We start from the raw sequence: 25,657 nt of genomic DNA, 5'->3' as shown, positions 1-25,657 counted from the left end.
CCCGCGCTGGGCGGGGGGGGGTGGATTTTTTAAAACCCACCACTGGTGTGCCCACACAAAATCCCCGCCCTTTTCACGCCTGTCGCGGCCCGGGCGCCGGTATATTGGGGCGGGGGGGGCCCCCCCCCCCACGGTTCATAGGCCAGCCTACATGCCGAGCGAAGCTTTGTAGAGCTTGATCTGGTTGTCGCGGCCGATCTGGTCGGTCAGCTTCTCCCAGGCCGCCGCAATGGCGTCGGCGCCTTCCTGCGCCTTCATCTTGCCGGCGAAAGTGTTGGCCAGGATGTCCTCGGCGGCGCTGTAGTACTGGAAGATGCCGGGGATGCGTGGCTCGATCGCTGCGTTCGGATGGTTGTAGCTGTCGGATTCCGACTTGAGGTAGGAGGTGATGAAGGCCTCGTCGTAGCCGGCCGCCACCCATTCGGGAATGTCGAAATGCGAGTTGCGGTAAGGCTGGAAGCCCGATGGATACATCGCCGTCCAGATCGACAGGTCCTTGCCGCCGAGATGAGCGGCGGCGGACCATGCCGCCTTCTTCTTCTTTTCGTCGGCATCGACGCGGGCCATGACATAGACGCCCCAGCCGAGATAAGCGCAGTTGGGCGCATAGTTCGGGCCGCTGGCGAGCTTGTCCCAGGCTCCGGTCTTCGAATTGTAGACATCGTCCGAGCCGGGCAGGATCGAGAAGCCGGTGACGTCACCGACGACGGAGGAGTCATTGGTCTTGACGTTGGAGCCGACATCGCCCCACCAGGTGACCATCGAGCCGGTGCCGGCCAGGAACTGCTGGAAGGCGGTCGTGTTCGGATCGGCGTTGATCTGGTCGGCGGGTTCGGACGGCAGCGCGTCGATGACGTCCTGGATGGCGCGCACCCAGGCCGGATTGTTGACGCGCGGCTTCATCGTGTCGGCGTCGAACAGCCAGGCCTTGTCGTCGGGGTGCTTGGCATAAGCGGTGGCGCGGCTGCCAAGGAAATAGAAGCCGAAGCCGCCCCAGGGCTTTGGCGCGTCGAGATAGCCGTAGACGTCCTGGTCCTTGAGCTTCTTGCCCTTGAGGAACTTGGTCGCCGCCTGAACCTGCTGCCAGGTCTTCGGTACGCCCCATTCACCTTCGCCGCCGCCGTCCTTCCAAGCCTTGGCGAGGTCGGCATCGGCGAACACGTCGGTGCGGTAGTTGAAATTGTGAGCGTCGCCGTCGACGGTCACGCGGTATTGCTTGCCGTCCCAGGTGCCGACCGGCGGCTTCAGATAGCTGACCAGATCGTCGAAATCGATCTGGGTCTTGACCCAGTCGGGCATTTCCGACGTCAGGCCCTTGCCGCAGACATCGCCTTCGAACGGCGCGCCCATTTCGATGATGTCGAAGTCGACGGTGCCGGTCGCGATCGACTGCTGCAGGCGGGCGTTGTAATCGGCCTGCGCCAGGTCGATCCAGTTGATCTTGGCGCCGGTGTAGGTCTCCCATGGCTTCAGGAAGCCGCGGAACAGCACATTGTGCAGGTTCTGGTTGTTGAGACCCATGAAGGTCAGCTCGACGCCGGCGAATTCGCCTTCCTTGACATTGGCCTTGGTCGCCTCGAGGCAGAGTTCACCGACCTTCTGGAAATCGGCGTCCGTCGGCTGGCCTTTGCCGACGCCGGGGATCTGCAGGATTTTTGTGCGCAATTCGCTTGCCGCGGAGGCCGGGCGCGTCAAGGCGCCAAGTCCGGCGCCGGATGCGGCTGCGATCGCGGCCATGCTGGCCGCACCCTTCAATATATCGCGCCTTGTGGCGCCGGCTCGAACCAGTTTGTCGTAAAGACCCGTTCTCATCGCCTATTCCTCCCAGAACATCAGTGTGAATAAATCGGCCAACTGTCGGACGCTGGAGCGCCAACGATGCTCCCCGGTTCGGAAACGAATTAGGCAGGACCCCACCCTGCGTCGATTGAAATTCCCTGCGGATCGGGTACCGACATTTTGACCAGCGCCTGCCACTATTCTCACAACCAAACGCCGTGTCAACGAGAGCGGGTTTTTATCTATAAGAGACCGACTTGCCCTGGCAGGTCGCGTTGGGTAGCTTCTGCGCCTACGGCTAACGGAGCCGATGGGGGAGATATGGCGCAAGTCGCGATCAGCAAGGTGGCCAAGGCCTTTGGAACGGTCAAGGTTCTGCACGAAGTCAGCGTCGATATCGCAGACGGACAGTTCGTGGTGCTGGTTGGCCCTTCGGGTTGCGGCAAGTCCACGTTGCTCAGGATGGTGGCTGGGTTGGAGACCGTCTCCGCCGGCACGATCGCCATCGGCGACCGCGTCGTCAATCATCTGCCGCCGGCCAAGCGCGACATCGCCATGGTGTTCCAGAACTATGCGCTCTATCCGCACAAGACGGTCGAGCAGAACATGGCCTTTGCCCTCAAGCTCAGGAAAACCGATCCGGCCGTGGTCGCCGAGCGGGTCAAGCGCGCCGCCGATATCCTCGACCTCAACCCTTATCTGAAGCGCTATCCCCGCCAGCTTTCCGGCGGCCAGCGCCAGCGCGTGGCCATGGGCCGCGCCATCGTGCGCAATCCGCAAGTGTTCCTGTTCGACGAGCCGCTCTCCAATCTCGACGCCAAGCTGCGCGTGCAGATGCGCACCGAGATCAAGGAGCTGCACCAGCGGCTGAAGACCACTACCATCTACGTCACCCACGACCAGATCGAAGCCATGACCATGGCCGACAAGATCGTCGTCATGCGCGACGGCCGCATCGAGCAGGTCGGCGCGCCGCTCGAACTGTTCGACAGACCGGCCAACCTGTTTGTCGCCGGCTTCATCGGTTCGCCCTCGATGAACCTGCTCAAGGGCGTCACGCGCAAGGGTGCCAGGCCCGGTGTCGACATTGCAGGCACGCTGTTCCCGATTGCACCAGGCAATGCAGCGCAGGATGGCCAGGCTGTCGTCTATGGCGTGCGCCCGGAGCATCTCGAGATCCATCCCGATGGCGTGCCAGCGAAGATTTCGGTGGTCGAGCCGACCGGCTCGGAAACGCTGGTGTTCCTGCGCTTCGGCGACGGCGAGATGGTGGCGCTGTTTCGTGAGCGGCACGACTTCAAGCCCGGCGACACGCTGACCCTGAAGCCCCGGCTCGATCAGATCCACCTTTTCGACGCAGAGACCGGCAAGCGTCTCTGATCCCAACTCACGAGGAATACCATGCTCAAAGGCATCAACCCGCTGCTCAATGCCGACGTGCTGCAGGCATTGCGGGCAATGGGGCATGGCGATGATCTGATCATCGCCGATACCAATTTTCCGTCCGATTCGGTGGCGCGCCAGACGGCGCTCGGCCGCGTGCTGCGCATCGATGCCTCGGCGGCGCAAGTGGTCAAGGCGGTGCTGTCGCTCTACCCGCTCGATACATTCGTCGACGATTCGGCTGCGCGCATGGAAATCGTCGGCAAGCCGGACGAGATTCCGCCCGTGCAAAGCGAAGTGCAGAAGGAGGTCGACAACGCCGAGGGCAAGTCGTGGCCGATGATCGCGGTCGAGCGTTATGCTTTCTACGAGCGCGCCAAACAGGCCTATTGTGTCATCCAGACCGGCGAGCGCCGCTTCTATGGCTGCTTCGCCTTCCGCAAGGGCGTCGTGCCGCCGGATGCGGAGTAGCGGCATGGCTTCGGGCAAGCCGGTCGTCATGAAGCCCGTCGTCATCCTGGGTGTGTTCGTCGCCGACACGGCCTACAGAGCGCAGCGGCAGCCGCGCATGGGTGAGACGATCCTCGGCACATCCTTCACGCTGGGGCCGGGCGGCAAGGGTTCTAACCAGGCGGTTGCCGCCGGCAAGCTCGGCGCCGACGTCACCTTCCTCACCCGCCTCGGCGTAGACCCCTTCGCCGACATGGCCAGGCAGACCTGGGCGCAGGCGGGCGTCAGGAATGCCGTCATCGACACGCCGGAAAGCTACACCGGTGCGGCCTACATCTTCGTCGAGGAGACCACCGGCAACAACGCCATCATCGTCAGCCCCGGTGCTGCCATGCTGATCTCGTCAGCCGATATCGACGCCAATGCCGCGCTGATCAGCGGTGCGGGCGTCTTCGTTACCCAGCTCGAACAGCCGATCGAAGCAGCCATGCGGGCGCTGGAGATCGCGCGCGGGGCAGGGGTGACGACCATCCTCAACCCGGCCCCGGCGGCAAAGCTTCCCGACCGCATCTACACGCTCTGCGACTACCTCACACCCAACGAGACCGAGACGGAGGAACTGACCGGGATGAAGGTGTCCTCGGTCGACGAGGCGCGGCGCGCCGCGGACAGCCTGCTCGAAAAGGGGGTCGGCACGGTCATCGTCACGCTCGGCGACAAGGGCGCGCTTTTGCACTCGAAGACCCGCTCGGACCATGTTCCAGCCGTCAGTGCCGGGCCGGTGGCCGAAACCACGGGGGCAGGCGATGCCTTCAATGGCGGGCTTGCCGCAGCACTTTCGAGGGGCGTGGAGCCGCTGCAAGCGGTGCGCTTCGCCTGTGCCGTCGCTGGCATTTCGGTGACCCGGCCAGGGACCGCGCCGTCAATGCCGACGCTTCGGGAGGTCGAGGCGCTGCTGGCTGGGGGATAAGATCGGCTTGGCTGACTGGCCGCTGACGCCGCCTCCGGCCAGTTCTTGAGGCCCTATGGTTTTTTCGAACGCAAGCTTGTGGAGATATTGCGCAGCGGGCCTGTGAAGCGCCAGCTTCTGGACTGATGCAAGGCCGCGACTTGCATCTGGCACGCTTGCAACCTTTGTTCGATCTCGTCCTTCTCGTTCCTGGCATCCGAAGCGGCGCTCTGCAGCCCGACGCTGCTTTGGTGAGCCGCCTCAAGCGCACTGCGCAACCTTGAGATTTCAGAATGCAATGTCGTCTTCTCGGCTTCAGCGCTTGCAAGCATCGGTCGGATCGTCTGCACATCCTCCCAGGCAAGGCGCGCTACCAGATCCCCGACGGCACGGCGCATCTGCTCGTTCCAGGCCCTGGGATCAACGCGCATGAGGCGCGAGTATTCGGATTGTTCCTTGCTGGCGTTCGGTATCCAGACTCGCAAGGCCGAAGGCCACCAGCCGGCTCTGTCGGCGATATCAAGCAGTGTGGCGAGTTGGGATACTGCGGAGTGCCGTGATTTTTTCCATGCGGCGCTGAAATGCAGGACGGTTGGAACGCGGCAATAGGTGAAGGGGTTTCGCGGATTCTCGCGCATGATTCGCCGCCACAATTGCCAGTCCCCGGCCGATGCGACGTCTTCGGGCCAGACATCTCGCGACGGCAGGCAATCGGCCCGATACAGGAAGCAACTGGCGGGTATCGTGTTGCCGACCTCAGTGAACCCCCTGAACTCGTCGGCCAGGTCCAGATTGGTCAGGAAGGGGGCTGCGATGCCATCGGTGGAAACCCACAGCGCCTGACTGTACGCGACGGCAGCTCCAGTTTTGAGGCCATCCGCCAGGATCTCAAAATGATCCGGAAACAGGAGGTCGTCATCGGCGGCAAAGCCAATCAACTCGCCGCGTGCCTCACGCAGCACGATGTTGCGGTTAGCGTAGCCGAAGTTCGGCGCCTTGGGGAGATCGAAGAAGCGAATGCGGCTGTCATGGAAGGCTCCGACCACCTCGGCCGTGCCGGCCGCGCAGCCGTCGCCGACGACCAGCAGTTCAAAATCCTCGACGGTCTGGTCCAGCACCGATTGAATGGCCACACCGATGACATCCACGCGCGAGTGCGTCGGCATGAGGATGGAAAAGCGGGGCTTGCTCACCATCCCTTGGCGCTGCCGAAATCATGGGGGATGAGATCGGTATCGATCGGCAGGCGGTACTTATCGGGATTTGCGTGATCGTATTGTATCGTTGGGAAATTGATGGCAACTAGGTCGGATGTTCCGATGTTTCTGTCGGCATGCCAGACAAATTTTGGAATGTTGACCAGGCGTGGACGATTGCCGGAGAGGTAAACCTTCGAAACCTTGCCATATGTGCTGGATTCGGGGCGGGGGTCATAAAGGACCAGTTCCATCTCGCCGCTGATCACAAAATAGCGGTCCTCGTGCAGCTTGTGCAGGCCCCACCCCTTCACCACGCCAGGGCGAATTGTGAACATGTAGGAAAAGACCAGCGGGTCGGCATGCCAACCCCAGCGCGGGTCATAGATCTCCGTGACGCTGCCGCGGTCGTCACTGTGTCGGATGCTGTCGAAAAAAGACATGCCGTCCACAAGGGGCGTAGTGCTTTGCCGCTGCTCGTCCAGAGTCCGTTGATCCTGCTTGGCGGCGGCAAGTGTTGTCTCCAGAAGATTCAGGCTGGTGTGATCGCTCATGTACAAAGCCTCCGCTTTTGACCGTCTTAGCCCGACCTTCTTCTCACAATTTTCGATGGATGTCCTGATCGGGCTGACAGGTCGTGCAGCCATGATGACTTTTTCGGGCACGGTTGTAGCTTCGATGGGAGCGGAGGCAGGCGCGCAGCGGGGGGCCACCGACAAGATTGGGCGGCGCCTTGCTTTGCGCCGGTGAACGCGACCAGAGCGTGACGTCGTCAATGCCGAGGCGTTCTTGCGTCCATGCTTGGGAGATTCAACTCAGATACGAGACAATCCGAGTTGCCTCATCCAAGGAGATTTTTTGACAATTAATGTCGACATTTCTCCGAAGCCAAGGGCTTGATACCCTTGGGAGAAATGGCGCGAGTGACGGGGCTCGAACCCGCGACCTCCGGCGTGACAGGCCGGCACTCTAACCAACTGAGCTACACCCGCGCATGGCGAACACGTGTCAGCCGTGTTCGTCGTTGGGGCGCTGGATAAGGGGTTCGCCACCGGGTGTCAAGCGCGACAGGACAGCATAACAGCAAACAGGAGAAGGTTTTTTGACAGCCGGCGTTTTGTTGGCAAAACCGGCATGCAACCAAGCCGTCCCGCACTCATTTGGCCTTGCGAAGCCGGTCCCGACCGCTTAAAGGTCCGGCCCGGAGCGGGCGATTAGCTCAGTTGGTAGAGCGCTTCGTTTACACCGAAGATGTCGGCGGTTCGAGCCCGTCATCGCCCACCATTCATCCCCTGTACTCAAGCCATTACCAAAACACGAAGCCGCGTCACTCGCCAACGCGAGTGCAACCCTCACGGCGGCAAAAGCCGAAAATCATTGCCCTCTGGCAGCAACTGCCCGCCGTCGACGACGATGGTGGTGCCGGTGATATGGCTGGCATCGTCGGAGGCGAGGAACAGGAAGGCATTGGCCACGTCGCGCGGGCTGCCGAGGCGGCCGAGCGGAATGGAGTCCTCCATGTTCTTGATGTAAGCCGCGCCGCGATGCAGCTCGATGGCTTCGGTCAGGATGTTGCCGGGCTCGACGCCGTTGACGGTGATGCCGTAGCCGGAGAATTCCAGTGCGGCGGCGCGGATGAAGCCGTTGATGCCGGCCTTGCTGGCCGAATAGTGGCCATGGCCCGGGCTGGTGACATGCGGGCCGGTAATGGACGAGGTGTAGAGCATGCGGCCGAAGCCTTGCGCCTTCATCGGCACCAGGGCCGCGCGGCTGGCATTGAAGGTGCCGCGCAGATTGACCGCCATGACGCGGTCCCAGTCATCAGTGCTGGTGTTCTCGATCAGCTGCCAGGGATAGATGCCGGCATTCTGCACGATGACGTCGAGGCGGCCATGGAGTTTGAGCGCCAGCGCCACGGCGGCCTCGGCGTCGCTCATTTGCGAGATGTCGGTGCGGATGAAGGGGACGCCCAACTCGCCAGCGGTGGCTTGCCCGGCCTCGACCTCGGTGTCGGCGAGCACCAGCCTCGCGCCTTCCTCGGCAAAGCGTAGCGCGATGCCCTTGCCGATGCCGCGGGCGCTGCCGATGATCAGCGCTACCTTGTCTTGTAACCGATTGGTCATGCGAGCCGTCCTGTCATGCGAGTCTTTGGCGAATGGTTTGCTTGAAGGCGTCGAGCAGCACGGCCGCCAGCACCAGCAGGCCGTGGATCACCTGGGTGAAATTGGCCGGCAGGCCCATCAAATTGATCGCCGTGTTGATGGCCGAGAGCAAAAGCACGCCGGCATAGACGCCGGGGAGGGTGCCGACACCGCCTTTCAGGCTGACCCCGCCGATGACGACGGCGGCGAACGCGTTGAACAGCAGGCCGACGCCGAGATTGGCGGTGGCGCCCGACGTGCGGATCGCCAGCAGCCAGCCGGCAAGGCCGGCAATGGCGCCGGCAAGCACGAAGGCGATGATGAGATTGCGGTTCACCCGGATGCCGGCGCGGAAGGTCGCCGTCTCGTTGCCGCCGATCATCACCAGATGCCGGCCGAACGGCGTCTTGGCCATGATCAGCGAAAAGACCACGAAGCAGCCAACCGCGATCCAGGCGGTCAGCGGCAAGCCGATCAGGCGCTGGATGCCGAACCAGCGGATGGCCGGCGCCAGGTCCTGTGCCGAGCGGCCGCCCGAAATCACCAGCACGAGGCCACGCACCCAGATGTAGGACGCCAAGGTGATGATGAAGGCGCTCATCTTCACCTTGACCACCAGATAGCCGTTGAAGGTGCCGATGAGGCCACCGACTGCCAGCGCCAGCAGCAGCGAAACCGGAACCATCAGCCATTCGGGATGCAGCTGCACGCCCATGCCGATGCCCGACGAGCAAAACAGGATGCCGACCGCCATGGCGCTGAGCGCTGCGACGGATTCGACCGACAGATCCATGTGGCCGGCGATGATCACCAGCGCCAGGCCGATCGACATGACGCCGAGCACGCTGGAAGCCTCGATGATGTTGGCGAAGATGCCGAGCTGAAAGTAGTTCGGGACAAAGATGGAGAAGACCACCAGCACGAACAGCAGCATGAACCAGACGAGGTTGTCGAGTACGAACTCCAGGGCTTTGCGTGTGCGCGGGTTCATGGGCTGATCCGGTTGGCGCCCCCGCGAAATCAAAATCGATTTCGTCGGATTCAGGCGCGGATTCAAATTCGCCACGGCATCCTTTCGGACGCGGCGTTGTGAAAGGGCAGGCTCCGGGCTGCTATGGCCCGGAGCGCTTTCAATGACTATTCGACCGACTTGACGGTGTCCGTCGGTGGCTTCTGGTTGCCCCAGAAGGCCGGATTGTCGACGTTTTCCTTGGTGATGGCGGCACCGGGGATCTTGATGTTCGGACCCCAGGCTTCCGTGGTCACGGTCGATTTCAAGCCGAGCACGTCGTATTCACCGGGCTTGATCTCTTGCTTCTTGACGATCTTGTCCATGAACATGGCGACAGCCGCGGCCTGCGCGTAGAGCGGCTGCTCGATTTCGGCGTTGAGCCAGCCCTTGCGGATCAGGTCGAGGCCGACCGGAGCGCCGTTCGAGCTCATCAGCATGACGTCGCCCGGCTTCTTGCCGGCTGCCTCGAGCGAGGCGACGGCGGCGACCGAAAGGTGCGCGGCATGGCTGAAGATCAGGTCGATGTCGGGGTTTGCCAACATCTGGTCGGCAACGATTGTGCCGGCATTGCTGGCTTCCCATTGCATGGCCGGAAGCGAGATGATCTTGACGTCCGGAAACGCCTTCATCTTCTCCTCGAAGCCCTTCTGGATGTCGAGCGTATAGGGATCGCCGGGATCGCCGAGCACCTGCAGAACCTTGCCCTTCACCGAGCCGTTCTTGGCTTTCAGCAGCTTCTCGGCCTGGTCCGCGGCGACGTAGCCGATCTCGACCGTTCCGGCGACAGAGGTGAAGTCGGATGGCGTCGAGGTGATCTGGCGGTCGAACTCGACCACCGGGATGCCGGCGGCGCGGGCTGCCTCGATCGACGGTTTCAGTGCATTGAAGTCAACTGCCGCCAGGATGATGGCCGCCGGCTTCAGCGCGATGACATCGTTCATCTGCGATTGCTGGGCGTCGGTCTTGTTGTCGGCGTTCAGCGTCTTCATCTCGTAGCCGGTCTGCTTCAGGAACAGTTCCAGCGCGCTCACCGAGCCGGTCTGAAACTCGTCCAGCAGGGTCGGCACCATATAGTAGACGATACCCTTGGACTGGGCGAATGCCGGCGTGAGCGTGGCAAAGGCCAGTGCAAGGATACCGAAGACAGCAAGAAGTATTCGCTTCATGTCGTTCGCTCCTCTTAAGCCGGACCCCTCTTTGTCCCTCAGCCTGTCGGTCCGGCACCGGCAAGCGTCTCACCGGTGATCATGTTGATCACCGCATCGGGACTTGTTTTATTGCGTGCGACATCGCCGGCCACGACGCCTTGGCGGATCACCACGATCCGGTCGGCGACCTGAAAAGCCTGCTGCATGATATGGGTGATGATGACGACGCCGATGCCCTGGTTCGCCACCTGGCGGATCATGTCGAGGCCGCGCCGCGTCTGTTCGACCCCGAGCGCTGCGAACGGTTCGTCTAGCAGCACCAGCTTGCCGCCCCAATGCACGAACCGGTTGAGCTCGATGGCTTGCCGCTGGCCGCCCGAAAGGTGCTCGACATTGGCGCGCAGCGAGGGAATGCGGGTGCCGGCACTGGCCAGCGCCTTTCCGACGACGGCTTCCATGGCGCGCTCGTCGAGCACGGGAATGCCGAAAACCTGTCTGGTGATTTCGCGGCCCATGAAGAAATTGGCGACCACGTCGACATTGGTGCACAGCGACAGGTCCTGGTAGACGGTCTCGATGCCGGCTGCCTTGGCCTCTGCGGGCGACCGGGCAAGGAACTCCTTGCCCTCGAACAGCATTCGGCCGGAGGTCGGCTCCAGTCCGCCGGCGATAATCTTGACCAGTGTCGATTTGCCGGCGCCGTTGTCGCCCAGCAGCGCCACGACCTCGCCCTTGCCGATCGAGAAGCTGATGCCCTTGAGCGCTTCGATCGCGCCATAGTTCTTGGTGACGTTGTCGAGCACCAGCAGGGGTTCACTCATGCCGCAATCTCCCTGCCTTTGAGAAGGTCGCGCTCGCGTTCGCGTTCGGCCGCGAACATCTGCCCGAAGCGAGGTGACAGCACCCCGGAAACCGCAAGGGCGGCGGCGCCGCGCAGCACGGAATGCTGCCCGCCGCGTGCGACCACAACCCTGGGCGTCGTGCGGTCCTTGCGAGCCGAGACGGAGTTGTGCAGGCCTCCGGCCGAACCAGCCAGCATTTCGAGCAGGTCGGCGGACGCCAGCCCGCCGAGGATGACCGTCTCCGGGTCGAACAGGTTCTCGATGACGGCGACGGCGTTGTGAAAGATCGGTGCGACTTCGGCGACCCAATCCGCCTCGCTGCCGTTCCAGCGCCGGAGCGCCTCGAGCGACAAATATCTTTCGAGACAGCCGCTGTTGCCGCACGGGCAAGCCTCGCCGCCCGGAATAACGGGAATGTGCCCGATCTCGCCGGCATTTCCCCAGGCGCCGCGCAAGGCGCTGCCATCATGAACCATGACGCCGCCAAGGCCGACGCCGAAATAGAGATAGTAATATTCGGAAAACTGGGCGCCGAGGCCGTAGAGGCGCTCGCCCATGGCGGCTGCTGCCATATCGGTTTCAAAGAAGGCCGGCAATCCGGTGGAGGCCGCCAGCCGTTCGCGCAGCGCTACATCCTTCCAGCCGGTCATGGTGGTCGGCCCCACGAAACTCATGGACTCCACGTCGAATGGGCCGGGCAGGGCCATGCCGACGCCCAGCACCCGTCCGCCAGCCCGTAGTCTGGTCAATTCCACCACCATCGCCCCGATCAGCTCGAAGGCGTGGTCCGGCGTCGCATTTGGCGCCTCGCGGTAGATGCTCTCGATCACGTCGCCGCTCAGATTGATCAAGGCGGCGCTGATACCAAGCGGAGTGATGTGGATGCCGACGGCATAGCCCCCATCGGGGTTGATCCGGAGCGTCGCTGGCGGCAGGCCGCGCCCCTTCGGCTCTTCGCGCAGCGACAGGATGTAGCCCTGATCTTCCAGTTCGCGAACGATGGTCGACACCGTCTGGACGGTGAGGCCGACGCGCCGGGCGATCTCGCCGCGGGCGATCGGTCCATGCAGGCGGATGGACTCAAGCACGATGCGCCGGTTGTACGGCCGCCCGAACTCCTGATTGGTCCCCCGCAGTGCCATGATTGCGCCCCTTAGGAGAGCGCAGCTTTGCATTGCTTATTTATTCATTGAATTCAAAAATAAATTCACGACGAAGTTTTCCAGGGAAGGCCTTCGAGGACGTATTCGGTTCAGGACCTGCTCACACGCCGCCCTGGCTGATTGCCGCCATGTCGAAACCGTTTCAAAGGTGGGCGAACCCCGCGACCGTTGATCCGACAAAGCATGGAGCAAAGATGATCGAATTGCCGTTTGCCCGCGACGAGTACCAACAGCGGCTACGAAAAATCCGCACCGAGATGGCCAAGCGCGGTCTCGAGCTCCTTGTTGTCAACGACGTTGCCAACCAGCATTACATCACCGGCTATGATGGCTGGTCGTTCTATACGCCCCAGGTCGTGCTCGTGCCAATCGAAGAGGTCGAGCCGGTCTGGATCGGGCGCGCCATGGATGCGGCCGGCGGTCTTCTGACAGCCTGGATGAAGCCGGAAAACGTGGTTGGCTTCCCGGAAGACCATGTTCAGCGCGTCGATCGCCATCCGATGGACTGGATCGCAAACTGGATCGTCGCCAGGGGCTGGGGGAGCAGACATATCGGCATCGAACTCGAAGCCTATTATTTCTCCCCCAAGGCGCACGCCCGGCTTGTCGCCGGACTTCCCAACGCAAAATGGCACGATGCCGACCTGCTGGTGAACTGGATCCGCGCGGTCAAATCGGCGCCCGAGATCGCGTATTTGCGCAAGGCATCGACCCTGGCCGAAGCGGCCGTCACGCGGGCCTTCGAGGTGATTGCGCCGGGTGTTCGCGAATGCGATGCCATCGCCGCCATCCAGGCGGCGCAGATTGCGGGCAGCCCGGATTTTGCCGGCGACATCACCGCGCTTCCACCGACAATCCTCGGTGGCGAGAATGCCTCGGCGCCGCACATCATGTGGAGCGACAGGCGGTTCGGGGAAAACGAGACGATCGCGCTGGAACTTGCCGGCGTCTGCCGCCGCTATGCCGCCGGCCTCGCCAGGACCATGCAGCTTGGCAAGACGCCGACAAATGTTTCGGACACGGCAAAAGCGGTGATCGAGGGCATGGATGCGGTGCTCGACGCGGTCAGGCCGGGAACATCAGCCGAAGCCGTCGAAGCCGCCTGGCGCAAGGTCATCCAGCGCTACGGACTGAAGAAGGAATCGCGCATCGGCTACTCCATCGGGGTTGCCTATCCGCCGGATTGGGGCGAGCACACGATCAGCCTCAGGCCGGGCGACAAGACCGTGCTTGAACCGGGCAATGTCGTTCATTCCATCCTCGGCATGTGGATGGACGGCTGGGGCATCGAGATCAGCGAGACCATCCTGGTCACCGAAACCGGCCATGAGACCCTGACGAAGTTCCCGCGAGAGATCCATGTCAAATCCTGAGGGTTCGGCCACGGCGGGTGGTGTTGCGAAAACCGTGACGACCGATATCGCCGCCGGAATTCTCGATCGGATGATCGAGGTCCGCCGCCATCTGCACCGCAATCCCGAGCTCTCGAACCAAGAGGCCGGCACGCAGCGTTATCTCAGGCAGATGCTGGTGGATCAGGGGATTGCCGACATTCGCGACGTCGCCGGCTTTGGCCTTGCCGTCGATATTGTCGGCACCGGCAAGCCGTCAAATCGAAAGGTCGCCATTCGCGCCGACATCGATGCCTTGCCGATCGAGGAGGAGTCCGGCGTCGATTATGCATCGACGAATCCAGGCGTGATGCATGCCTGCGGCCACGACGCCCATGCATCGATGGCTTTCGCGGTCGCCGCGCATCTTCACCAGTCGCGGGACAGTTTTGGCGGCACCGTTCGCCTGATCTTCCAGCCGGCGGAGGAGGACGAACCGTCGGGCGGCAGGCGGGTGGTGGAAGAGGGGCTTCTCGACGATATCGACGCCGCCATCTGCGTCCACGTCGATCCGTACACACCGACCGGCAAGATCGCCGTCGGCTCCGGTCCCTACACTCTGGCCTGCGACACTTTCGATGTGGTCGTCATCGGCTCGGCGGCGCACGCGGCAAAACCGCATGAGGGTGTCGATGCGTTGGCCGTGGCTTGCTCCCTGGTGAGCGAATTGCAGAAGATCGTTTCGCGCGAGATCGACCCGTACGATCCGCTGGTGATTTCCGTGACGGCCATCAACGGCGGCAACGCCTACAATGTCACCGCCGGCAAGGTCACGTTGAAAGGCACCATCCGAAGCGGCAGCGACGCCACCCGCGAGCGGGCCTGGCACCGCGTTCGTACGATAGCCGATGGGGTAGCGACAAGCCACGGCGCGCGTGTCGAGGTCGACATCCACAAGGGCGAACCTGGTGTCGTCAACGATGTCGAGATGACCGAGCTGATTGCCGCCAGCGCCAAGGCCTGCATCGGTGCCGACAACGTCCTCAAAACGCCCGGATGGACGATCGCGGACGACTTTGGCTACTACAGCGAGAAACGCCCGTCGGTCTATTTTCGGCTGGGAATCCGCAACGAGGAGATCGGATCGGTGTTTCCGCTCCACCATGCCCGGTTTCGTGTCGACGAGGCCGCGCTGAAGGTCGGCGCGGCCACCCTGGTTGCGGCAGCGACGGCGTTTCTGTCGACGGGAGCGCCTTAGTCAGCCATCATGATGGTCATCGGCGCATGGGGCAGGAGCCCAGGATCGCTTACAGATACTGGGCGACCTTCTTGCCGACCGTGAGGAAGCGCAAGGGATCGATCGCTTCGCCATTGTGGCGGACTTCGTAGTGCAGATGCGGGCCGGTCGAGCGGCCGCTGCTGCCGGTCTTGCCGATGACGGCGCCGGCGTCCAGTTTCTCGCCAACGGTCACGTCGATCTCGCTGAGATGCCCGTAACGTGTCGCAAAACCATTGCCGTGGTCGACTTCCACCATGCGGCCATAGCCGCCGTTCCAGCCGGCCTTGGTGACGGTGCCGGGCGCGGTGACCTTGGCGGCCATGCCGATCGGCGCCCTGAAATCCATGCCGGAATGCAGTGCCGCGGTGCCGAGGATCGGGTCGGTGCGCACGCCGAACGGGCTGGTGACGGAGTGGCCCGGCGCGGGGTTGGTCAGCGGCAGCTGGCGCGCTTCCTTCTTGAGATGGTCGAGGGCGTCAAGCGCTTCGTCCAACTCCTTGACCTTGCTGTCGAACATCATCGAACTGTCGACCGGAATGAGCGGTCCGCCGACATCGCTGTCGCCCTTGCCGAAGTCGCTGTCGACGGGCAGTCCGGCCGCCTCGAGCGCCTGGGTGATCGCATCGGCGCTCTTGTAGGCATTGTCGGCAAGCGTGCTGATGCGGGTCAGTTGATCGCTCTCGATGGATCTCAGCGATTGGTTGATCGAGACGAAGAGCTTGTCGGCACGATCGGCGGCTGAATCGCTGGGCAGCGGATCGGAGCGGGTCGACCACAGCGAGAACGGCCTTGTGTCGCCGGCGCCGGGATCGGCGCTCAAGCTGGCGACCGCATAGTTCCGCGCGGGCTCCTTGATGCTGCCGGTCACTTCGGCGCGTTTGTCCGGCTTCGCAACCGCCGCGGGATATTCGGCCGCCGCCGCGCCGACTTCGCTTTCGGCGCGTTCGAGCAGCGGGCCAAGGCGGCCGTGACGCTGGCTCAGCTGGCTCTGCCGTTCAAGCAGTTCGCTGACCTTGGTTTCCATCAGTTGCTGGTCGAGCAACTGCCGGCTGGTGATGCGGTCGACCTGGGCGCGAAGCGCCGAAATGCGATCTTCATAGGCTTGCTGCATGCGCGCCTGACGCGCCGTGGTGGCGCCGATCAAATCGTCGCGCAGCACGAGATAGGATGTGGCCATGAGGTAGCCTATGGCAATGGCGGCCAGCGCCGAGCCGATAAAGGCCGCCAGCCACGGCCGGATCGTGAAATGCCTGATCTCGTTGCCCCGGGCGATGATGACCGTATGGGGCTCCTTACGCCTGCCGAAGACTGCGGACTGACCGGTTGCGTTCACGGGACCCAAGCTTTCGTTTACGACACCACGACAGCTTGACTACACATTATTAAGGTTAACAAAGGCTTGCAGCGCCGACTTGTCCGCAGCGGTTGCCCGCCAGGCGTGCGTAAGGTTGTAAGGGAAACCGGGCCGGCCTCGCCGGCAAAATCTCAAAGCGCACGAACGGCCTCGAGCACCTCTTCCGCATGGCCCTTGACGCGGACCTTGCGCCAAATCCTGGCGATCCGCCCGTCGCGGCCGATCAGGAACGTCGCGCGCTCGACGCCCATATACTTGCGGCCATACATCGATTTCTCGACCCACAGATGGTAGGCCTCGATCACCTTGCGCTCCTCGTCGGCGGCGAGGTCTATGGTGAGATTGTACTTCGACTTGAACTTGTCGTGCTTCTTGACGGGGTCGGGCGACAGGCCGATCACCACGGCGCCGGCCTTCTCGAAGTCCGGCTTCAGCTGCGAGAAGCTGATCGCCTCCTGCGTGCAGCTTGTTGTGTCGTCCTGCGGATAGAAATAGAGCACGATGGGCTTGCCGGACGATGCGGCAAGGCTGACTGATCCGCCGCCGTCCCGCGGCAGGTCGAATTGCGGCGCGAGATCGCCTACGTCGAGGTCAGCCATACCGATGCCCTTGTTTGAGGTTACGCGCGAAGCCACACCGATATAGTGTCGGACGGGGATTCGTCCACGATCGAGTTCGTACAACGGAAAATTGCGTGGATCAGGAGCGACCGCAGCACGAGAAGATCCGGTTCAGGCGTGATGAGATCACCGACCTGGGGACCTTTCCGTCCGCCTGCCGTGTGCCGCCGCTCGGTCAGGCGTCGATCGGACGCGGTTTTCGCATCCTGTCGCGACTGTTCGCCGGTCTGGTCGCTTTCGTGCTGCTGGCCGCCATGCTCGTTTATCTGGTTGGCGCCTCCGGCATCGGAGCCGACCGGCTTCGCACCGAGGCGGAAACGGCGCTCGAGAAACTGGCGGGCGTCGATGTCAATGTCGCGGTCGGGCCTGCCCGCATCACGCTCGACGGTTCGAGTTTCATCGCGCTCCAGGTCAGCGACGTCAGCTTGAAGACATCGGACGGCAAGCCGATGGCCGATGCCGGCCGCGTGCGCTTCGGCGTGCGTCTGTTCCCGCTGCTGTGGGGAGATGTGCGGCTGACCAGCGCCAGGATCTCGGATGCCCGCATCGTCGTGGCTGCGATGCCGTCCGGCGGCGACTGGACCGCCGGCCTGCGCAATGCGGACGGCCTCATCGATCCGGAGAAGCTGTCCGCTGCGGTGTTCGGAAACATCAACCACGCACTCGATGCCGTGCGGGAGGATTCGCTGCGCCGGATCGACCTTCGCAAGGTCGAATTCGTGCTGCCCGAAACCGGAGCGATCAAGCTTGTCAAGATCACCGACGCCACCGTCGTGCAGTCAGGCCCGGGCGGCATGCAGTTCTCGTCCACGGCGGACATCGACGGCAGGACGGCTACCGTTGCCGCTTCCGCCTCCCGCGATATCGCGGCGCACCGCGTCACTGCACTGGATGCGAGCGTCGATCTGGCCGATACCGGCGACATGGCGGCCGCTGCCGGCAAGCTGGGAACCGTCGCGCTGAAGCTGACGGGATCGGAAGGGTTCGGCGCGAACGCATCGCGGCTGACGGCCGCTTTGTCGTCGACGGGTTCTGTCCTCGATCTCGGCACGCGAGGACTGCTGCCGGCGGACGTCGATATCAATGCAACGCTGGTTGCGGGCAGCAACAAGATCCAGGTCGACAGATTGCTGCTGAAGACCGGCCGCTCGACATTCGATTTCGCCGGGTCGATCGGGCCGAAGCCGGCAAGCGGAGCGGTGGGTGAAGAACCCTCCTATCGCTACGACCTGACCAGCGACGGGTCGTCGCTTGCGCCTTCGGAGTCGCCCGAGCCGGCGCTCACCTTCCTCGCCCGAATTGCCGGGGTCTACAATACGGTGAGCCACAAACTGGTCGCCGAGCAGATCGCGCTTCGGTCCGCCGGCTCCGGCGAGGTGCTTGGCACCGCTGCCGTGGCGTTCGTCGACGGCAAAGTGCCGGGGATCAATTTGGCGTTCAACATCCACGACATGCAGGTCTCTCACGTCAAGCAGCTGTGGCCGTGGTTTTCGGCGCGCAATGCCCGGCTCTGGGTGCTGGCCAATCTGTTCGGCGGCCGTGTCGTCGACGCCAACCTTCAGTTCCAGGTTGTGCCGGGCCGGCTTGGCAACGGCGTGCCGCTTTCGGCCGATGAGGTGTTCGGCCGCTTCCAGATCGAGGGATCGCGCTTCGACACCGCCGGCCGCATCCCGCCGATACGCGACGCGGTCGGTGTCGTCGGTTTCCACGGCAACGATGTCGATATCTCCCTGTCCTCGGGCACCGTCTACATGCCCAGCGGCCGCACCGTGGCGGCCAGCAACGGCACGCTGACGGTCAAGGCGGCCAACCGCCCGCCGGTCGTCGGCGCGCTCGATATCGACGTCCACGGCGAAGCGTCGGCCGTCGCCGAACTCGCATCCTACGAGCCGATCAACGCCATGCGCCATGTCGGCATTCTGCCGGAAGAGCTGTCGGGCAGCGTCACCGGCCACGTCAAGGCTGATATTCCGCTGCAGTCGGGCGTCGACAGTTCGAAGCTCGATTGGCTGGTGTCGCTCGACTACACCGGTATGTCGTTGGCCAAGCCTTTCGAGGGACAGACCGTGACGGATGCCGACGGTTCGATCACGGTCGACCCTGTAAAGGCGGTGATCTCCGCCAAGGCATCGCTGAACGGCATTCCGGCTGAACTCGATCTGATCGAGCCGCTCAGGGATGACGGGCCCGCGCGCAGCCGCAAGGTGGCCTTGGTGCTCAACGACAAGATCCGTGCCGCCGCAATGCCCGGTCTGACGCCACTGCTTGGCGGAACGGTTAAGGTCGCGATCGACAAGAACGGCAGCGGCGACCAGAACGTCTCGGCCGACCTGACCAATGCCAGGCTGGACATTCCCTGGGCGGGTTGGAGCAAGGGGGCAGGGGTCCCCGCCAATGTCACATTCGTCATGACCAAGTCCGGCGACACCACGACGCTGTCCGACTTCGACCTCGACGGAAAGACGTTCTCCATCGATGGCAGCATCGTGCTGGTCAATGGAGCCTTGTCGTCGGCGCGGTTCAGCAAGGTCACCTTGAACAGGGGCGACGACGTTGCGGTGTCGGTGAAGCGATCCGGCAAGGGCTACGCGGTCGACATATCAGGCAATGCGCTGGATGCCCGCTCGCTCATCAAGCAGTTCACCTCGGACGTCGACACAGCGACCAAGACGACCGGTTCCGACGCCATTTCCGTCAGCGCCGATGTCGACCGGCTGACCGGTTTCCACGACGAGCAATTGTCCAATCTGAAGCTCGACTACAGCGCGGCCGGCTCGCGGGTGAACGGGCTGAAGGTCAGCGCCACGGCCAGTTCAGGTGCGGCCATATCAATCAGCAACACCACCGGCGCCGGCCGGCGCACGCTCAACATGCAGTCCGCGGACGCCGGCGCCATTCTGAGATTCCTCAACATCTACGAACATATGGAAGGCGGCGTGATCACGCTCGCACTGGCCGGGCCGAGCGACGGATCGCTCAAGGGCAAGGTCGACACCAGCAACTTTTTCGTCGTCAACGAACCGAAACTCGCCTCCATCGTCTCGACCACGCCGGCCGGTGACAACCGCAGCCTCAACCAGGCGGTCAAAGGCAAGCTGGATACGTCGCGGGTGAAGTTCGAACGCGGTTACGCCGAGATCGACAAGGGCAGCGGCTATCTGAAACTGGCCAATGGCGTGCTGCGTGGACCGCGCATCGGGACCACGTTCCAGGGCACGCTCTACGACCAGAACAACAACATGGACATGACCGGCACGTTCATGCCGGTCTATGGCCTCAATCGCATCTTCGGCGAACTGCCCATCGTTGGCGCGCTGCTCGGCAATGGCCGCGACCGTGGCCTGATCGGCGTCACCTACCGGCTCAAGGGCAATGCCAACAAGCCGGTGCTGGACATCAATCCGCTGTCGGTGATCGCGCCTGGGATATTCAGATCGATCTTCGAATACCGGTGATCGTTAGGCCGCCCACCTTTCGTCACGAAAGTTAGGCGGCTTCGAGTTCCATTACCTTTTCTGCGGCCTTGGCGAGGAACCCAGATCGGGTGTAGCCATGAGCCTCGGCAAATGCATCGATCCGCTGAAGAACGTCATCCGGTAGAGTGACGTTTACCCGCACCGCCTTTTTTGCCTCGGTTTTCACGCCAACCAGAATGGCCACACCATCGCGGTTGATAGCTGACGCCATAACCTCAGCCAGAGACGAGGGCTCTGGAATAGCCTCTCCGTCCTCGACGAGCCCTTCGATGTGAAAGGCAAGGGCCTCTTCGGCCATAACTCGGGCGTCGTCTAAGTCCTTACCCGCCGTAACCACGCCGGGAAAATCAGGAAAAGACACGCCGAAGTCGCTTTCGGCATCCTTATGGATAAGTCCGATATACTGCTTCATGTCTCTCACCTCAGTGTCAGTCCAGATTGCTTTTCGATGCTACGCAGGGTGCCGATGGGTATGTCTCGTTTGGGGTGTGGAACGGTGACCCGTCCCGGTTTGTCGTTGTGCTTGAATTGAGCATGACTGCCTTTTCGAGCAACTTCGAACCATCCATCAGCGACCAACTTTGCAATCACATCGGCGCTCTTCATGTGTGTATCAATACACACTGATGCGCACGATGTCAATGAAAATCGGTCTAGACCGAATTGGTTGCATATGACGTTGCGGTGATCCGCCTGATGGTCGTCGTCGCTGTCAAAGCTACCAACAAAGGTAATGCAAGTTTCGCCGCGGTTCAAATGCTGAAGTGCAGTTCTTCGAAACGACACCTGTAAGTGTAAGCAGTCATGCCATCCATCGAAACCGCATCTGGATAGCGCCAAAAGCGAGGGTGCAGAGCAGTGCTCTTTCGCCGGTTCCGTCGATCGCGTGGCCGAATGAGGACTCACCAAGCCGGTCACCGGCTACCTCTGCGTCGCGCACGTCTCAAACATCAGCTGGCGGTTATTCCTCTACTCAACTCATCAATGAACTGGCGGATGTTCTGCGCGAGCTTCAAGTCCAGATATCTCGAATTGCAGGTAGCTTTCAGCTGGGGGAGGCCGAAGGACGAGAGTCCCGTGTCTCAGGGTATCGATGCCTATGAGGGCTTGGATAGGGAAGCCATCGCTGTCCAAGCGTAGCTCTCCGATGAAGCACTCCATGATCATCCGGGGGAAAATTTGGTAACGCATGTTGCCTGTATAAAACTGGACTTCGGTCTTCGACCAGTTACCAGTCATCTCAGCTGTCATACCCGGGTTGAGCCGCCAAGCTTGAGCCAATTCCCGTGTGACCATCGTGCCCATGCATGCAGTGTCAACGACTGCCTGAACGGAGTGCCAGAGGCCGCCCCCATTTGAAATCTCGATATCGACGAAAGGGAAAGCTGGCTCGGAAAGCGATGTGGCCGTCTGACCCGCTCGGTCAAGCCAATAAATCGGTACCTTCATCATCTCTCCACGTGGTAGTCCTCAAGCCGGCCGCACCAGAATGTGTTTTTTCTTTCCCAAAGACAGCTTTGCGATGTTTTCCGGACTCAAATCCTTTGATGTCACCAGGCGGCGCTCGTCGCTCACCGGCTCGTCGTTCAGGCGCACGGCACCGCCCTGCACATGCCGCCGCGCTTCGCCGTTCGATGCCGCCAGTCCGGCAGTGACCAGCAGCGACAGGATACCGACGCCGGTTTCAAGCGCCGTTTTGTCGACCTCGACGGTCGGTAGCGACTCCGCGAGCGCGCCTTCCTCGAACGTCTTGCGCGCCGTATCGCTGGCTTGCTCGGCGGCTGCGCGGCCGTGCAGCAGGGCGGTGATCTCGGTGGCGAGGATCTTCTTGGCCTCATTGATCTCGGATCCGCCGAGCTGTTCGAGCCGCGCCACCTCGTCCAGCGGCAGCGTCGTGTAGAGCTTCAGGAAGCGGGCGACGTCGGCATCCTCGGTGTTGCGCCAGTACTGCCAGAATTCGTAGGGGCTCAGCATCTCCGCATCGAGCCAGACCGCGCCCGAAGCCGACTTGCCCATCTTGGCGCCCGACGAGGTGGTGAGCAGCGGCGTCGTCAGCGCATAGAGCTGCGCGTCCTCCATGCGGCGGCCGAGATCGATGCCGTTGATGATATTGCCCCACTGGTCGGAGCCGCCCATCTGCAGGCGGCAGCCGAGACGCTTGTAGAGCTCGACGAAATCATAGGCCTGCAGGATCATGTAGTTGAATTCGAGGAACGACAGCGACTGCTCGCGATCGAGCCGCAACTTGACGGAATCGAACGCCAGCATGCGGTTGACGGAAAAGTGACGGCCGACATCGCGGAGGAAATTGACGTAGTTGATCTCCATCAGCCAGTCGGCGTTGTTGACCATGATGGCGTCGTTCGGACCGCTGCCGAATTTGAGGTAGGGCATGAAGTTGCGGCGGATGCCGGCTAGATTGTCTTCGATGTCCTGCGGGGTCAAAAGCTTGCGCGCCTCGTCCTTGAAGGACGGGTCGCCGATCATCGAGGTGCCGCCGCCCATCAGCGCGATCGGCCGATGACCCGTCTGCTGCAGCCAGTGCAGCATCATGATCTGGATCAGCGAGCCGGCGTGCAGGCTCTTGGCGGTGGCGTCGAAGCCGATATAGGCCGTCACCGTCTCCTTGGCGAAGATATTGTCGAGGCCGGCATCATCCGAAGTCTGGTGGATGAAACCGCGCTCGCTCATCGTGCGCAGGAAATCGGATTTGAAGGCGGACATTGTTTCTTTCCCGAAAGCGCCCGGCCGCTGTGGCTCGGATGTGCATGAACGCGGGCGTTTAGCATCCAAGCGCGATCAGCAAAAGTGGTTTCCGGTTTTGCGTCTGATCGCGCGCCAGACAAAGGTCCAGCGATCAGCAAAAGCGGTTTTCTGTTTTGGTGCCCGCGCGGATGGCGTTTGCGAATCCTTGCTTCGTCGTTTGGGCTGGCGTATTGAGGCGCCGCGCAGGGGCAGGGCCTGAGGCGCCGCGACGGGGCCATCCCGCAGATCAGATCCGGAAAGCTCCGCGATGAACAGGAACTATCTCTTTCTCTTTCTGTTCAGCGTGCTGATGACATTCAGCGGACTGGCGAGCCTTCCACCCGTCGACCGGGACGAATCCCGTTTTGTCCAGGCCACCAAGCAGATGATCGAAACCTCCGACTATGTCGACATCCGTTTTCAGGATGCCTCGCGCTACAAGAAGCCGATCGGCATCTACTGGCTGCAATCGGCGGCCGTGGCGCTGAGCGGCGAGGGGGCGGCGGCGCCGATCTGGGTCTACCGCCTCGTCTCCATGCTTGGCATTGCCTTGGCCGTCGTCGGCATTGCCTGGACAGGCACCAAGCTGTTCGGGGCCAATGCCGGTCTCGCCGCCGGCCTGATAATGGCGGCTATCTTCGCCACAGCCTTCGAGGGCCGTGACGCCAAGACCGACGCCATGCTGCTGGCCTGCTGCGTGGCGGCGCAAGGCGCGCTCGCCCAGATTTATCTGGCATCGCGCCGCAACGAACCGGTGGCCGCCCATTTGCCGTGGATCTTCTGGGCGGCTCAAGGCCTCGGAATCCTTATCAAGGGGCCGGTGGCTCCGCTCCTGTCGGTGCTGACGGTCGCCGCCCTGTTTGCCTTCGAGCGCGACTGGCGCTGGCTCCTGAAGCTGAAGCTCGTGCGCGGTGTCGCTCTGGTGGTGCTCATCGTGTTGCCCTGGGTGGCCCTCATCACCTGGAAGAGCGGCGGCGCCTTTCTCAGTGATGCCGTCGGCAAGGACATGATGGCCAAGGTCGCCTCGGGCGAGGAATCGCACGGCCTGCCGCCGGGCTTCTACATGCTGACCTATTCCTTGTTCATGTGGCCGTTCGGTCTGATCGCGGTCGGCGCCGGGCTGCAGGCCCTCAACCGTCTGCGCGACGATCCGCGGTTGCGTTTCTGCCTGGCCTGGTACATTCCGTTCTGGCTGGTGTTCGAGCTGATCCCGACCAAGCTGCCGCACTATGTCCTGCCGGCCTATCCCGGCATGGCGCTGCTGATCGGCTGGCTGCTGACCTTGCCGCCGCAGGAGGCGAATGCGCCGCTCAGGCGCTGGCAGGATTGGTTGTGGTGGTCGACCGCATTCGGTCTTGCCGTGGTCAGCCTTGGCCTGGCGGCGGTCTGCGTCGGAGCGCCGATCTACCTCACCGGCACCTTCTCCTGGTGGAGCATTCCGGCCGCCGCGGCAGCACTGGGGGCGGGCTACCTTGCCTTCTCGCGGGAGTTGCAGGTTCCGCTTCCTCGCATCGGCGCCGTCGCGGCTTGCGCGGGCATCACCTATGGGCTGTTGTTCGGCGTCATCGCGCCTTCGCTGAAGCCGATCTGGCTGAGCCCGGCGATCGAGGCGGCGTTCCAGGCCAACAGGCCTTGCGACACCACGGTGCTCGCTTCGGCGGAATATCACGAGCCGAGCCTGGTGTTCCTGGTCGGCACCAAGACCGTCCTGACCGATGTCGATGGCGTCGCCAAGCATCTGCTCGGCGATCCTGCCTGCGCCCTGGCGCTGGCGCAGGTCGGCGACGAGCAGAAACTGAATGGGCTGCTGGCGGCGCAAGGCAAGTCGGCGAACCGCGTTGCCGAGGTCGACGGCCTCAACTATTCATCGGGAGACAAGCTGTCGCTCGGCCTCTATCGTGTAACCCAGTGACGGCTCGCCGATGCCCATGACGGCAACAATGGGGTCGAATTTCCTATGCTGGTGAAATCACGCCCGCCCGTTTCGAGCCTGCTCCTTGGGGTAGGGCGCCGGTCGCTCGACAATTTTCGCGATACGATGCAGATCGCCAAAAGCCGCCTTGCCACCCGTCCGGCCAGATACCCGAACGTTTTGTGGTCGGTCTGGGTGCTGGTCTGGATTTTGCTGACGGCGGCAGCGTTTGTTCGTCTCGACACTCCGGCCGGAATGCTTCACGGCAAGTGGTCGGCGGGATTTGCCCGGACTGCCGACTTTTTCACCCAGTTCGGCCTGGGTGGCTGGTATCTCATTCCGTCGGCGCTTCTGCTTGTCGCCGCGAACCTGACGGATTGGCGAAGCCTCTCCCGGCGCTCGCTGATGCTCCTCTACAACTGGACCTGCCTGGCTTTTCTGGTGCTGTGCGCCACCGGCCTGTCGGGAATCGCCGTCAATGTGCTGAAATATGCGATTGGCCGGGCTCGCCCGCTCTATTACGAGGACTTTGGCGTGCTTACCCTGCACCCCTTCGCTTTCGATGCGCGCTTCGCCGGCTTTCCATCCGGCCATGGTACGACGATGGGCGCGGTGTTCGGGGTCGCTTTGCTGTTGTTTCCGCGGCGCTGGTACATCGCCCTGGCGATCACTGCCTGCATCGCCTCGACCCGTATCTTCGTTGGCGCGCACTATCCCAGCGACACCGTCGCCGGCTTCGGCCTTGGCTGCGGTTTCGCGCTGGCCTGCGGGCTGGTCTTTGCCCGGCTCGGCTTCATCTTCCGGCCGATGCCTTCGGGACTGCCGGTCCGCAAGACAACGTTTTGGCTGATTGGGCGGAGAAGGAAGGCTTCCTGAG

24 protein-coding genes and 2 tRNA genes are annotated in these 25,657 nt (G+C 62.6%); 11 read left to right on the top strand and 15 right to left on the bottom strand.

What is annotated here, in order from left to right:
- Positions 1 to 147: 147 nt before the first annotated feature.
- Positions 148 to 1,812 (bottom strand): ABC transporter substrate-binding protein, encoded by a 1,665-nt coding sequence (locus NKJ04_RS05820; RefSeq protein WP_352673874.1) that lies wholly within the window; start codon positions 1,810 to 1,812, stop codon positions 148 to 150.
- 288 nt (positions 1,813 to 2,100) lie between these two features.
- Here NKJ04_RS05820 and NKJ04_RS05815 point away from each other — a divergent pair, with 288 nt between their 5' ends.
- Genes NKJ04_RS05815 through rbsK form a run of 3 tightly spaced genes read left to right on the top strand, consistent with a single transcriptional unit; the run spans position 2,101 to position 4,582 of the window.
- Positions 2,101 to 3,159: an ABC transporter ATP-binding protein gene (locus NKJ04_RS05815; protein WP_352673872.1), complete on the top strand. Its 1,059-nt coding sequence runs from the start codon at positions 2,101 to 2,103 to the stop codon at positions 3,157 to 3,159.
- A gap of 21 nt (positions 3,160 to 3,180) precedes the next feature.
- A complete protein-coding gene (locus NKJ04_RS05810; RefSeq protein ID WP_023810295.1) occupies positions 3,181 to 3,633 on the top strand; it encodes an RbsD/FucU family protein in 453 nt (150 codons plus the stop codon).
- 4 nt (positions 3,634 to 3,637) lie between these two features.
- On the top strand, positions 3,638 to 4,582 hold the full coding sequence (rbsK, locus tag NKJ04_RS05805) for a ribokinase (protein WP_352673869.1): 945 nt from the start codon (positions 3,638 to 3,640) through the stop codon (positions 4,580 to 4,582).
- Positions 4,583 to 4,635: 53 nt separating this feature from the next.
- Here rbsK and NKJ04_RS05800 read toward each other — a convergent pair whose 3' ends face one another.
- Both NKJ04_RS05800 and NKJ04_RS05795 read right to left on the bottom strand, forming a co-directional pair.
- Positions 4,636 to 5,757 carry a glycosyltransferase family 2 protein gene (locus NKJ04_RS05800; RefSeq protein WP_352673867.1) on the bottom strand — a complete coding sequence of 374 codons (1,122 nt, stop codon included), beginning with the start codon at positions 5,755 to 5,757 and terminating at the stop codon, positions 4,636 to 4,638.
- Positions 5,751 to 6,311 carry a polysaccharide biosynthesis C-terminal domain-containing protein gene (locus NKJ04_RS05795; protein ID WP_352552782.1) on the bottom strand — a complete coding sequence of 187 codons (561 nt, stop codon included), beginning with the start codon at positions 6,309 to 6,311 and terminating at the stop codon, positions 5,751 to 5,753. Before NKJ04_RS05795 ends, NKJ04_RS05800 begins: the two co-directional genes overlap by 7 nt.
- Here NKJ04_RS05795 and NKJ04_RS05790 point away from each other — a divergent pair.
- Positions 6,310 to 6,507 carry a hypothetical protein gene (locus tag NKJ04_RS05790; protein WP_352552781.1) on the top strand — a complete coding sequence of 66 codons (198 nt, stop codon included), beginning with the start codon at positions 6,310 to 6,312 and terminating at the stop codon, positions 6,505 to 6,507. The genes NKJ04_RS05795 and NKJ04_RS05790 overlap by 2 nt on opposite strands.
- Before the next feature lie 165 nt (positions 6,508 to 6,672).
- Here NKJ04_RS05790 and NKJ04_RS05785 read toward each other — a convergent pair.
- Positions 6,673 to 6,749 (bottom strand) — tRNA-Asp (locus NKJ04_RS05785).
- A 216-nt stretch (positions 6,750 to 6,965) separates the two neighbouring features.
- Between NKJ04_RS05785 and NKJ04_RS05780 the strand changes: the two genes are divergently transcribed.
- Positions 6,966 to 7,041, top strand: a tRNA-Val gene (locus NKJ04_RS05780).
- Between the two features lie 68 nt (positions 7,042 to 7,109).
- On the opposite strand, the gene NKJ04_RS05775 is transcribed toward NKJ04_RS05780, so the two are convergent.
- From NKJ04_RS05775 to NKJ04_RS05755, 5 genes are all read right to left on the bottom strand, one after another.
- Positions 7,110 to 7,880: an SDR family oxidoreductase gene (locus tag NKJ04_RS05775; protein ID WP_352673864.1), complete on the bottom strand. Its 771-nt coding sequence runs from the start codon at positions 7,878 to 7,880 to the stop codon at positions 7,110 to 7,112.
- A gap of 13 nt (positions 7,881 to 7,893) precedes the next feature.
- The gene (locus NKJ04_RS05770; RefSeq protein WP_352673862.1) at positions 7,894 to 8,889 is read right to left on the bottom strand and encodes an ABC transporter permease; all 996 of its coding nucleotides are present in this window, start codon (positions 8,887 to 8,889) and stop codon (positions 7,894 to 7,896) included.
- Positions 8,890 to 9,035: 146 nt separating this feature from the next.
- A complete protein-coding gene (locus NKJ04_RS05765; protein ID WP_352673861.1) occupies positions 9,036 to 10,076 on the bottom strand; it encodes a sugar ABC transporter substrate-binding protein in 1,041 nt (346 codons plus the stop codon).
- Positions 10,077 to 10,114: 38 nt separating this feature from the next.
- Positions 10,115 to 10,879, bottom strand: coding sequence for an ATP-binding cassette domain-containing protein (locus tag NKJ04_RS05760; protein ID WP_128305438.1), 765 nt, complete (start codon positions 10,877 to 10,879; stop codon positions 10,115 to 10,117).
- A complete protein-coding gene (locus tag NKJ04_RS05755; RefSeq protein WP_128305437.1) occupies positions 10,876 to 12,042 on the bottom strand; it encodes an ROK family transcriptional regulator in 1,167 nt (388 codons plus the stop codon). The genes NKJ04_RS05760 and NKJ04_RS05755 overlap by 4 nt, the downstream gene beginning before the upstream one ends.
- Positions 12,043 to 12,257: 215 nt before the next feature.
- On the opposite strand from NKJ04_RS05755, the gene NKJ04_RS05750 reads away from it, so the two are divergent.
- Both NKJ04_RS05750 and NKJ04_RS05745 read left to right on the top strand, forming a co-directional pair.
- On the top strand, positions 12,258 to 13,436 hold the full coding sequence (locus tag NKJ04_RS05750; protein ID WP_128305436.1) for a M24 family metallopeptidase: 1,179 nt from the start codon (positions 12,258 to 12,260) through the stop codon (positions 13,434 to 13,436).
- Entirely contained in the window at positions 13,423 to 14,652 is a 1,230-nt protein-coding gene (locus NKJ04_RS05745) for a M20 metallopeptidase family protein (protein WP_352610545.1), read from the top strand. The genes NKJ04_RS05750 and NKJ04_RS05745 overlap by 14 nt, the downstream gene beginning before the upstream one ends.
- 49 nt (positions 14,653 to 14,701) lie before the next feature.
- Here NKJ04_RS05745 and NKJ04_RS05740 read toward each other — a convergent pair whose 3' ends face one another.
- Positions 14,702 to 16,006: a M23 family metallopeptidase gene (locus NKJ04_RS05740; RefSeq protein ID WP_352673858.1), complete on the bottom strand. Its 1,305-nt coding sequence runs from the start codon at positions 16,004 to 16,006 to the stop codon at positions 14,702 to 14,704.
- Between the two features lie 152 nt (positions 16,007 to 16,158).
- Positions 16,159 to 16,626 (bottom strand): peroxiredoxin, encoded by a 468-nt coding sequence (locus NKJ04_RS05735; RefSeq protein ID WP_127258257.1) that lies wholly within the window; start codon positions 16,624 to 16,626, stop codon positions 16,159 to 16,161.
- 95 nt (positions 16,627 to 16,721) lie between these two features.
- Between NKJ04_RS05735 and NKJ04_RS05730 the strand changes: the two genes are divergently transcribed.
- A complete protein-coding gene (locus NKJ04_RS05730; RefSeq protein WP_352673857.1) occupies positions 16,722 to 20,102 on the top strand; it encodes a hypothetical protein in 3,381 nt (1,126 codons plus the stop codon).
- Between the two features lie 31 nt (positions 20,103 to 20,133).
- On the opposite strand, the gene NKJ04_RS05725 is transcribed toward NKJ04_RS05730, so the two are convergent.
- From NKJ04_RS05725 to tyrS, 4 genes are all read right to left on the bottom strand, one after another.
- The gene (locus tag NKJ04_RS05725) at positions 20,134 to 20,535 is read right to left on the bottom strand and encodes a type II toxin-antitoxin system HicB family antitoxin (RefSeq protein ID WP_352673856.1); all 402 of its coding nucleotides are present in this window, start codon (positions 20,533 to 20,535) and stop codon (positions 20,134 to 20,136) included.
- Between the two features lie 5 nt (positions 20,536 to 20,540).
- On the bottom strand, positions 20,541 to 20,729 hold the full coding sequence (locus tag NKJ04_RS05720; RefSeq protein ID WP_352673854.1) for a type II toxin-antitoxin system HicA family toxin: 189 nt from the start codon (positions 20,727 to 20,729) through the stop codon (positions 20,541 to 20,543).
- A gap of 375 nt (positions 20,730 to 21,104) precedes the next feature.
- Positions 21,105 to 21,572, bottom strand: coding sequence for a hypothetical protein (locus NKJ04_RS05715; RefSeq protein ID WP_352673853.1), 468 nt, complete (start codon positions 21,570 to 21,572; stop codon positions 21,105 to 21,107).
- Between the two features lie 21 nt (positions 21,573 to 21,593).
- On the bottom strand, positions 21,594 to 22,847 hold the full coding sequence (gene tyrS, locus NKJ04_RS05710) for a tyrosine--tRNA ligase (protein ID WP_352673852.1): 1,254 nt from the start codon (positions 22,845 to 22,847) through the stop codon (positions 21,594 to 21,596).
- Here tyrS and NKJ04_RS05705 point away from each other — a divergent pair.
- From NKJ04_RS05705 to NKJ04_RS05695, 3 genes are read left to right on the top strand one after another with little or no spacing between them, the layout of a single operon-like run.
- Positions 22,834 to 23,088 (top strand): hypothetical protein, encoded by a 255-nt coding sequence (locus NKJ04_RS05705; protein ID WP_352673850.1) that lies wholly within the window; start codon positions 22,834 to 22,836, stop codon positions 23,086 to 23,088. The two genes, tyrS and NKJ04_RS05705, sit on opposite strands and share 14 nt — an antisense overlap.
- Before the next feature lie 48 nt (positions 23,089 to 23,136).
- Positions 23,137 to 24,780, top strand: a complete 1,644-nt coding sequence (locus NKJ04_RS05700; RefSeq protein WP_352673848.1) for an ArnT family glycosyltransferase — start codon at positions 23,137 to 23,139, stop codon at positions 24,778 to 24,780.
- A 45-nt stretch (positions 24,781 to 24,825) separates the two neighbouring features.
- A complete protein-coding gene (locus NKJ04_RS05695; RefSeq protein WP_352673846.1) occupies positions 24,826 to 25,656 on the top strand; it encodes a phosphatase PAP2 family protein in 831 nt (276 codons plus the stop codon).
- Position 25,657 lies beyond the last annotated feature (1 nt).

The sequence above is a fragment of the Mesorhizobium sp. M0618 genome, assembly GCF_040320765.1.
Taxonomy (GTDB): Bacteria; Pseudomonadota; Alphaproteobacteria; order Rhizobiales; family Rhizobiaceae; genus Mesorhizobium.
This window is presented reverse-complemented; position numbering and strand designations above follow the sequence as displayed.

What these genes read in the sequence shown, in the direction of transcription:
- NKJ04_RS05820 (WP_352673874.1), bottom strand. Translation starts at nt 1,812, where the DNA reads ATGAGAACGGGTCTTTACGACAAACTGGTTCGAGCCGGCGCCACAAGG.
- NKJ04_RS05815 (WP_352673872.1), top strand. Translation starts at nt 2,101, where the DNA reads ATGGCGCAAGTCGCGATCAGCAAGGTGGCCAAGGCCTTTGGAACGGTC.
- NKJ04_RS05810 (WP_023810295.1), top strand. Translation starts at nt 3,181, where the DNA reads ATGCTCAAAGGCATCAACCCGCTGCTCAATGCCGACGTGCTGCAGGCA.
- rbsK (WP_352673869.1), top strand. Translation starts at nt 3,638, where the DNA reads ATGGCTTCGGGCAAGCCGGTCGTCATGAAGCCCGTCGTCATCCTGGGT.
- NKJ04_RS05800 (WP_352673867.1), bottom strand. Translation starts at nt 5,757, where the DNA reads ATGGTGAGCAAGCCCCGCTTTTCCATCCTCATGCCGACGCACTCGCGC.
- NKJ04_RS05790 (WP_352552781.1), top strand. Translation starts at nt 6,310, where the DNA reads ATGTACAAAGCCTCCGCTTTTGACCGTCTTAGCCCGACCTTCTTCTCA.
- NKJ04_RS05795 (WP_352552782.1), bottom strand. Translation starts at nt 6,311, where the DNA reads ATGAGCGATCACACCAGCCTGAATCTTCTGGAGACAACACTTGCCGCC.
- NKJ04_RS05775 (WP_352673864.1), bottom strand. Translation starts at nt 7,880, where the DNA reads ATGACCAATCGGTTACAAGACAAGGTAGCGCTGATCATCGGCAGCGCC.
- NKJ04_RS05770 (WP_352673862.1), bottom strand. Translation starts at nt 8,889, where the DNA reads ATGAACCCGCGCACACGCAAAGCCCTGGAGTTCGTACTCGACAACCTC.
- NKJ04_RS05765 (WP_352673861.1), bottom strand. Translation starts at nt 10,076, where the DNA reads ATGAAGCGAATACTTCTTGCTGTCTTCGGTATCCTTGCACTGGCCTTT.
- NKJ04_RS05760 (WP_128305438.1), bottom strand. Translation starts at nt 10,879, where the DNA reads ATGAGTGAACCCCTGCTGGTGCTCGACAACGTCACCAAGAACTATGGC.
- NKJ04_RS05755 (WP_128305437.1), bottom strand. Translation starts at nt 12,042, where the DNA reads ATGGCACTGCGGGGGACCAATCAGGAGTTCGGGCGGCCGTACAACCGG.
- NKJ04_RS05750 (WP_128305436.1), top strand. Translation starts at nt 12,258, where the DNA reads ATGATCGAATTGCCGTTTGCCCGCGACGAGTACCAACAGCGGCTACGA.
- NKJ04_RS05745 (WP_352610545.1), top strand. Translation starts at nt 13,423, where the DNA reads ATGTCAAATCCTGAGGGTTCGGCCACGGCGGGTGGTGTTGCGAAAACC.
- NKJ04_RS05735 (WP_127258257.1), bottom strand. Translation starts at nt 16,626, where the DNA reads ATGGCTGACCTCGACGTAGGCGATCTCGCGCCGCAATTCGACCTGCCG.
- NKJ04_RS05725 (WP_352673856.1), bottom strand. Translation starts at nt 20,535, where the DNA reads ATGAAGCAGTATATCGGACTTATCCATAAGGATGCCGAAAGCGACTTC.
- NKJ04_RS05720 (WP_352673854.1), bottom strand. Translation starts at nt 20,729, where the DNA reads ATGAAGAGCGCCGATGTGATTGCAAAGTTGGTCGCTGATGGATGGTTC.
- NKJ04_RS05715 (WP_352673853.1), bottom strand. Translation starts at nt 21,572, where the DNA reads ATGAAGGTACCGATTTATTGGCTTGACCGAGCGGGTCAGACGGCCACA.
- tyrS (WP_352673852.1), bottom strand. Translation starts at nt 22,847, where the DNA reads ATGTCCGCCTTCAAATCCGATTTCCTGCGCACGATGAGCGAGCGCGGT.
- NKJ04_RS05700 (WP_352673848.1), top strand. Translation starts at nt 23,137, where the DNA reads ATGAACAGGAACTATCTCTTTCTCTTTCTGTTCAGCGTGCTGATGACA.
- NKJ04_RS05695 (WP_352673846.1), top strand. Translation starts at nt 24,826, where the DNA reads ATGCTGGTGAAATCACGCCCGCCCGTTTCGAGCCTGCTCCTTGGGGTA.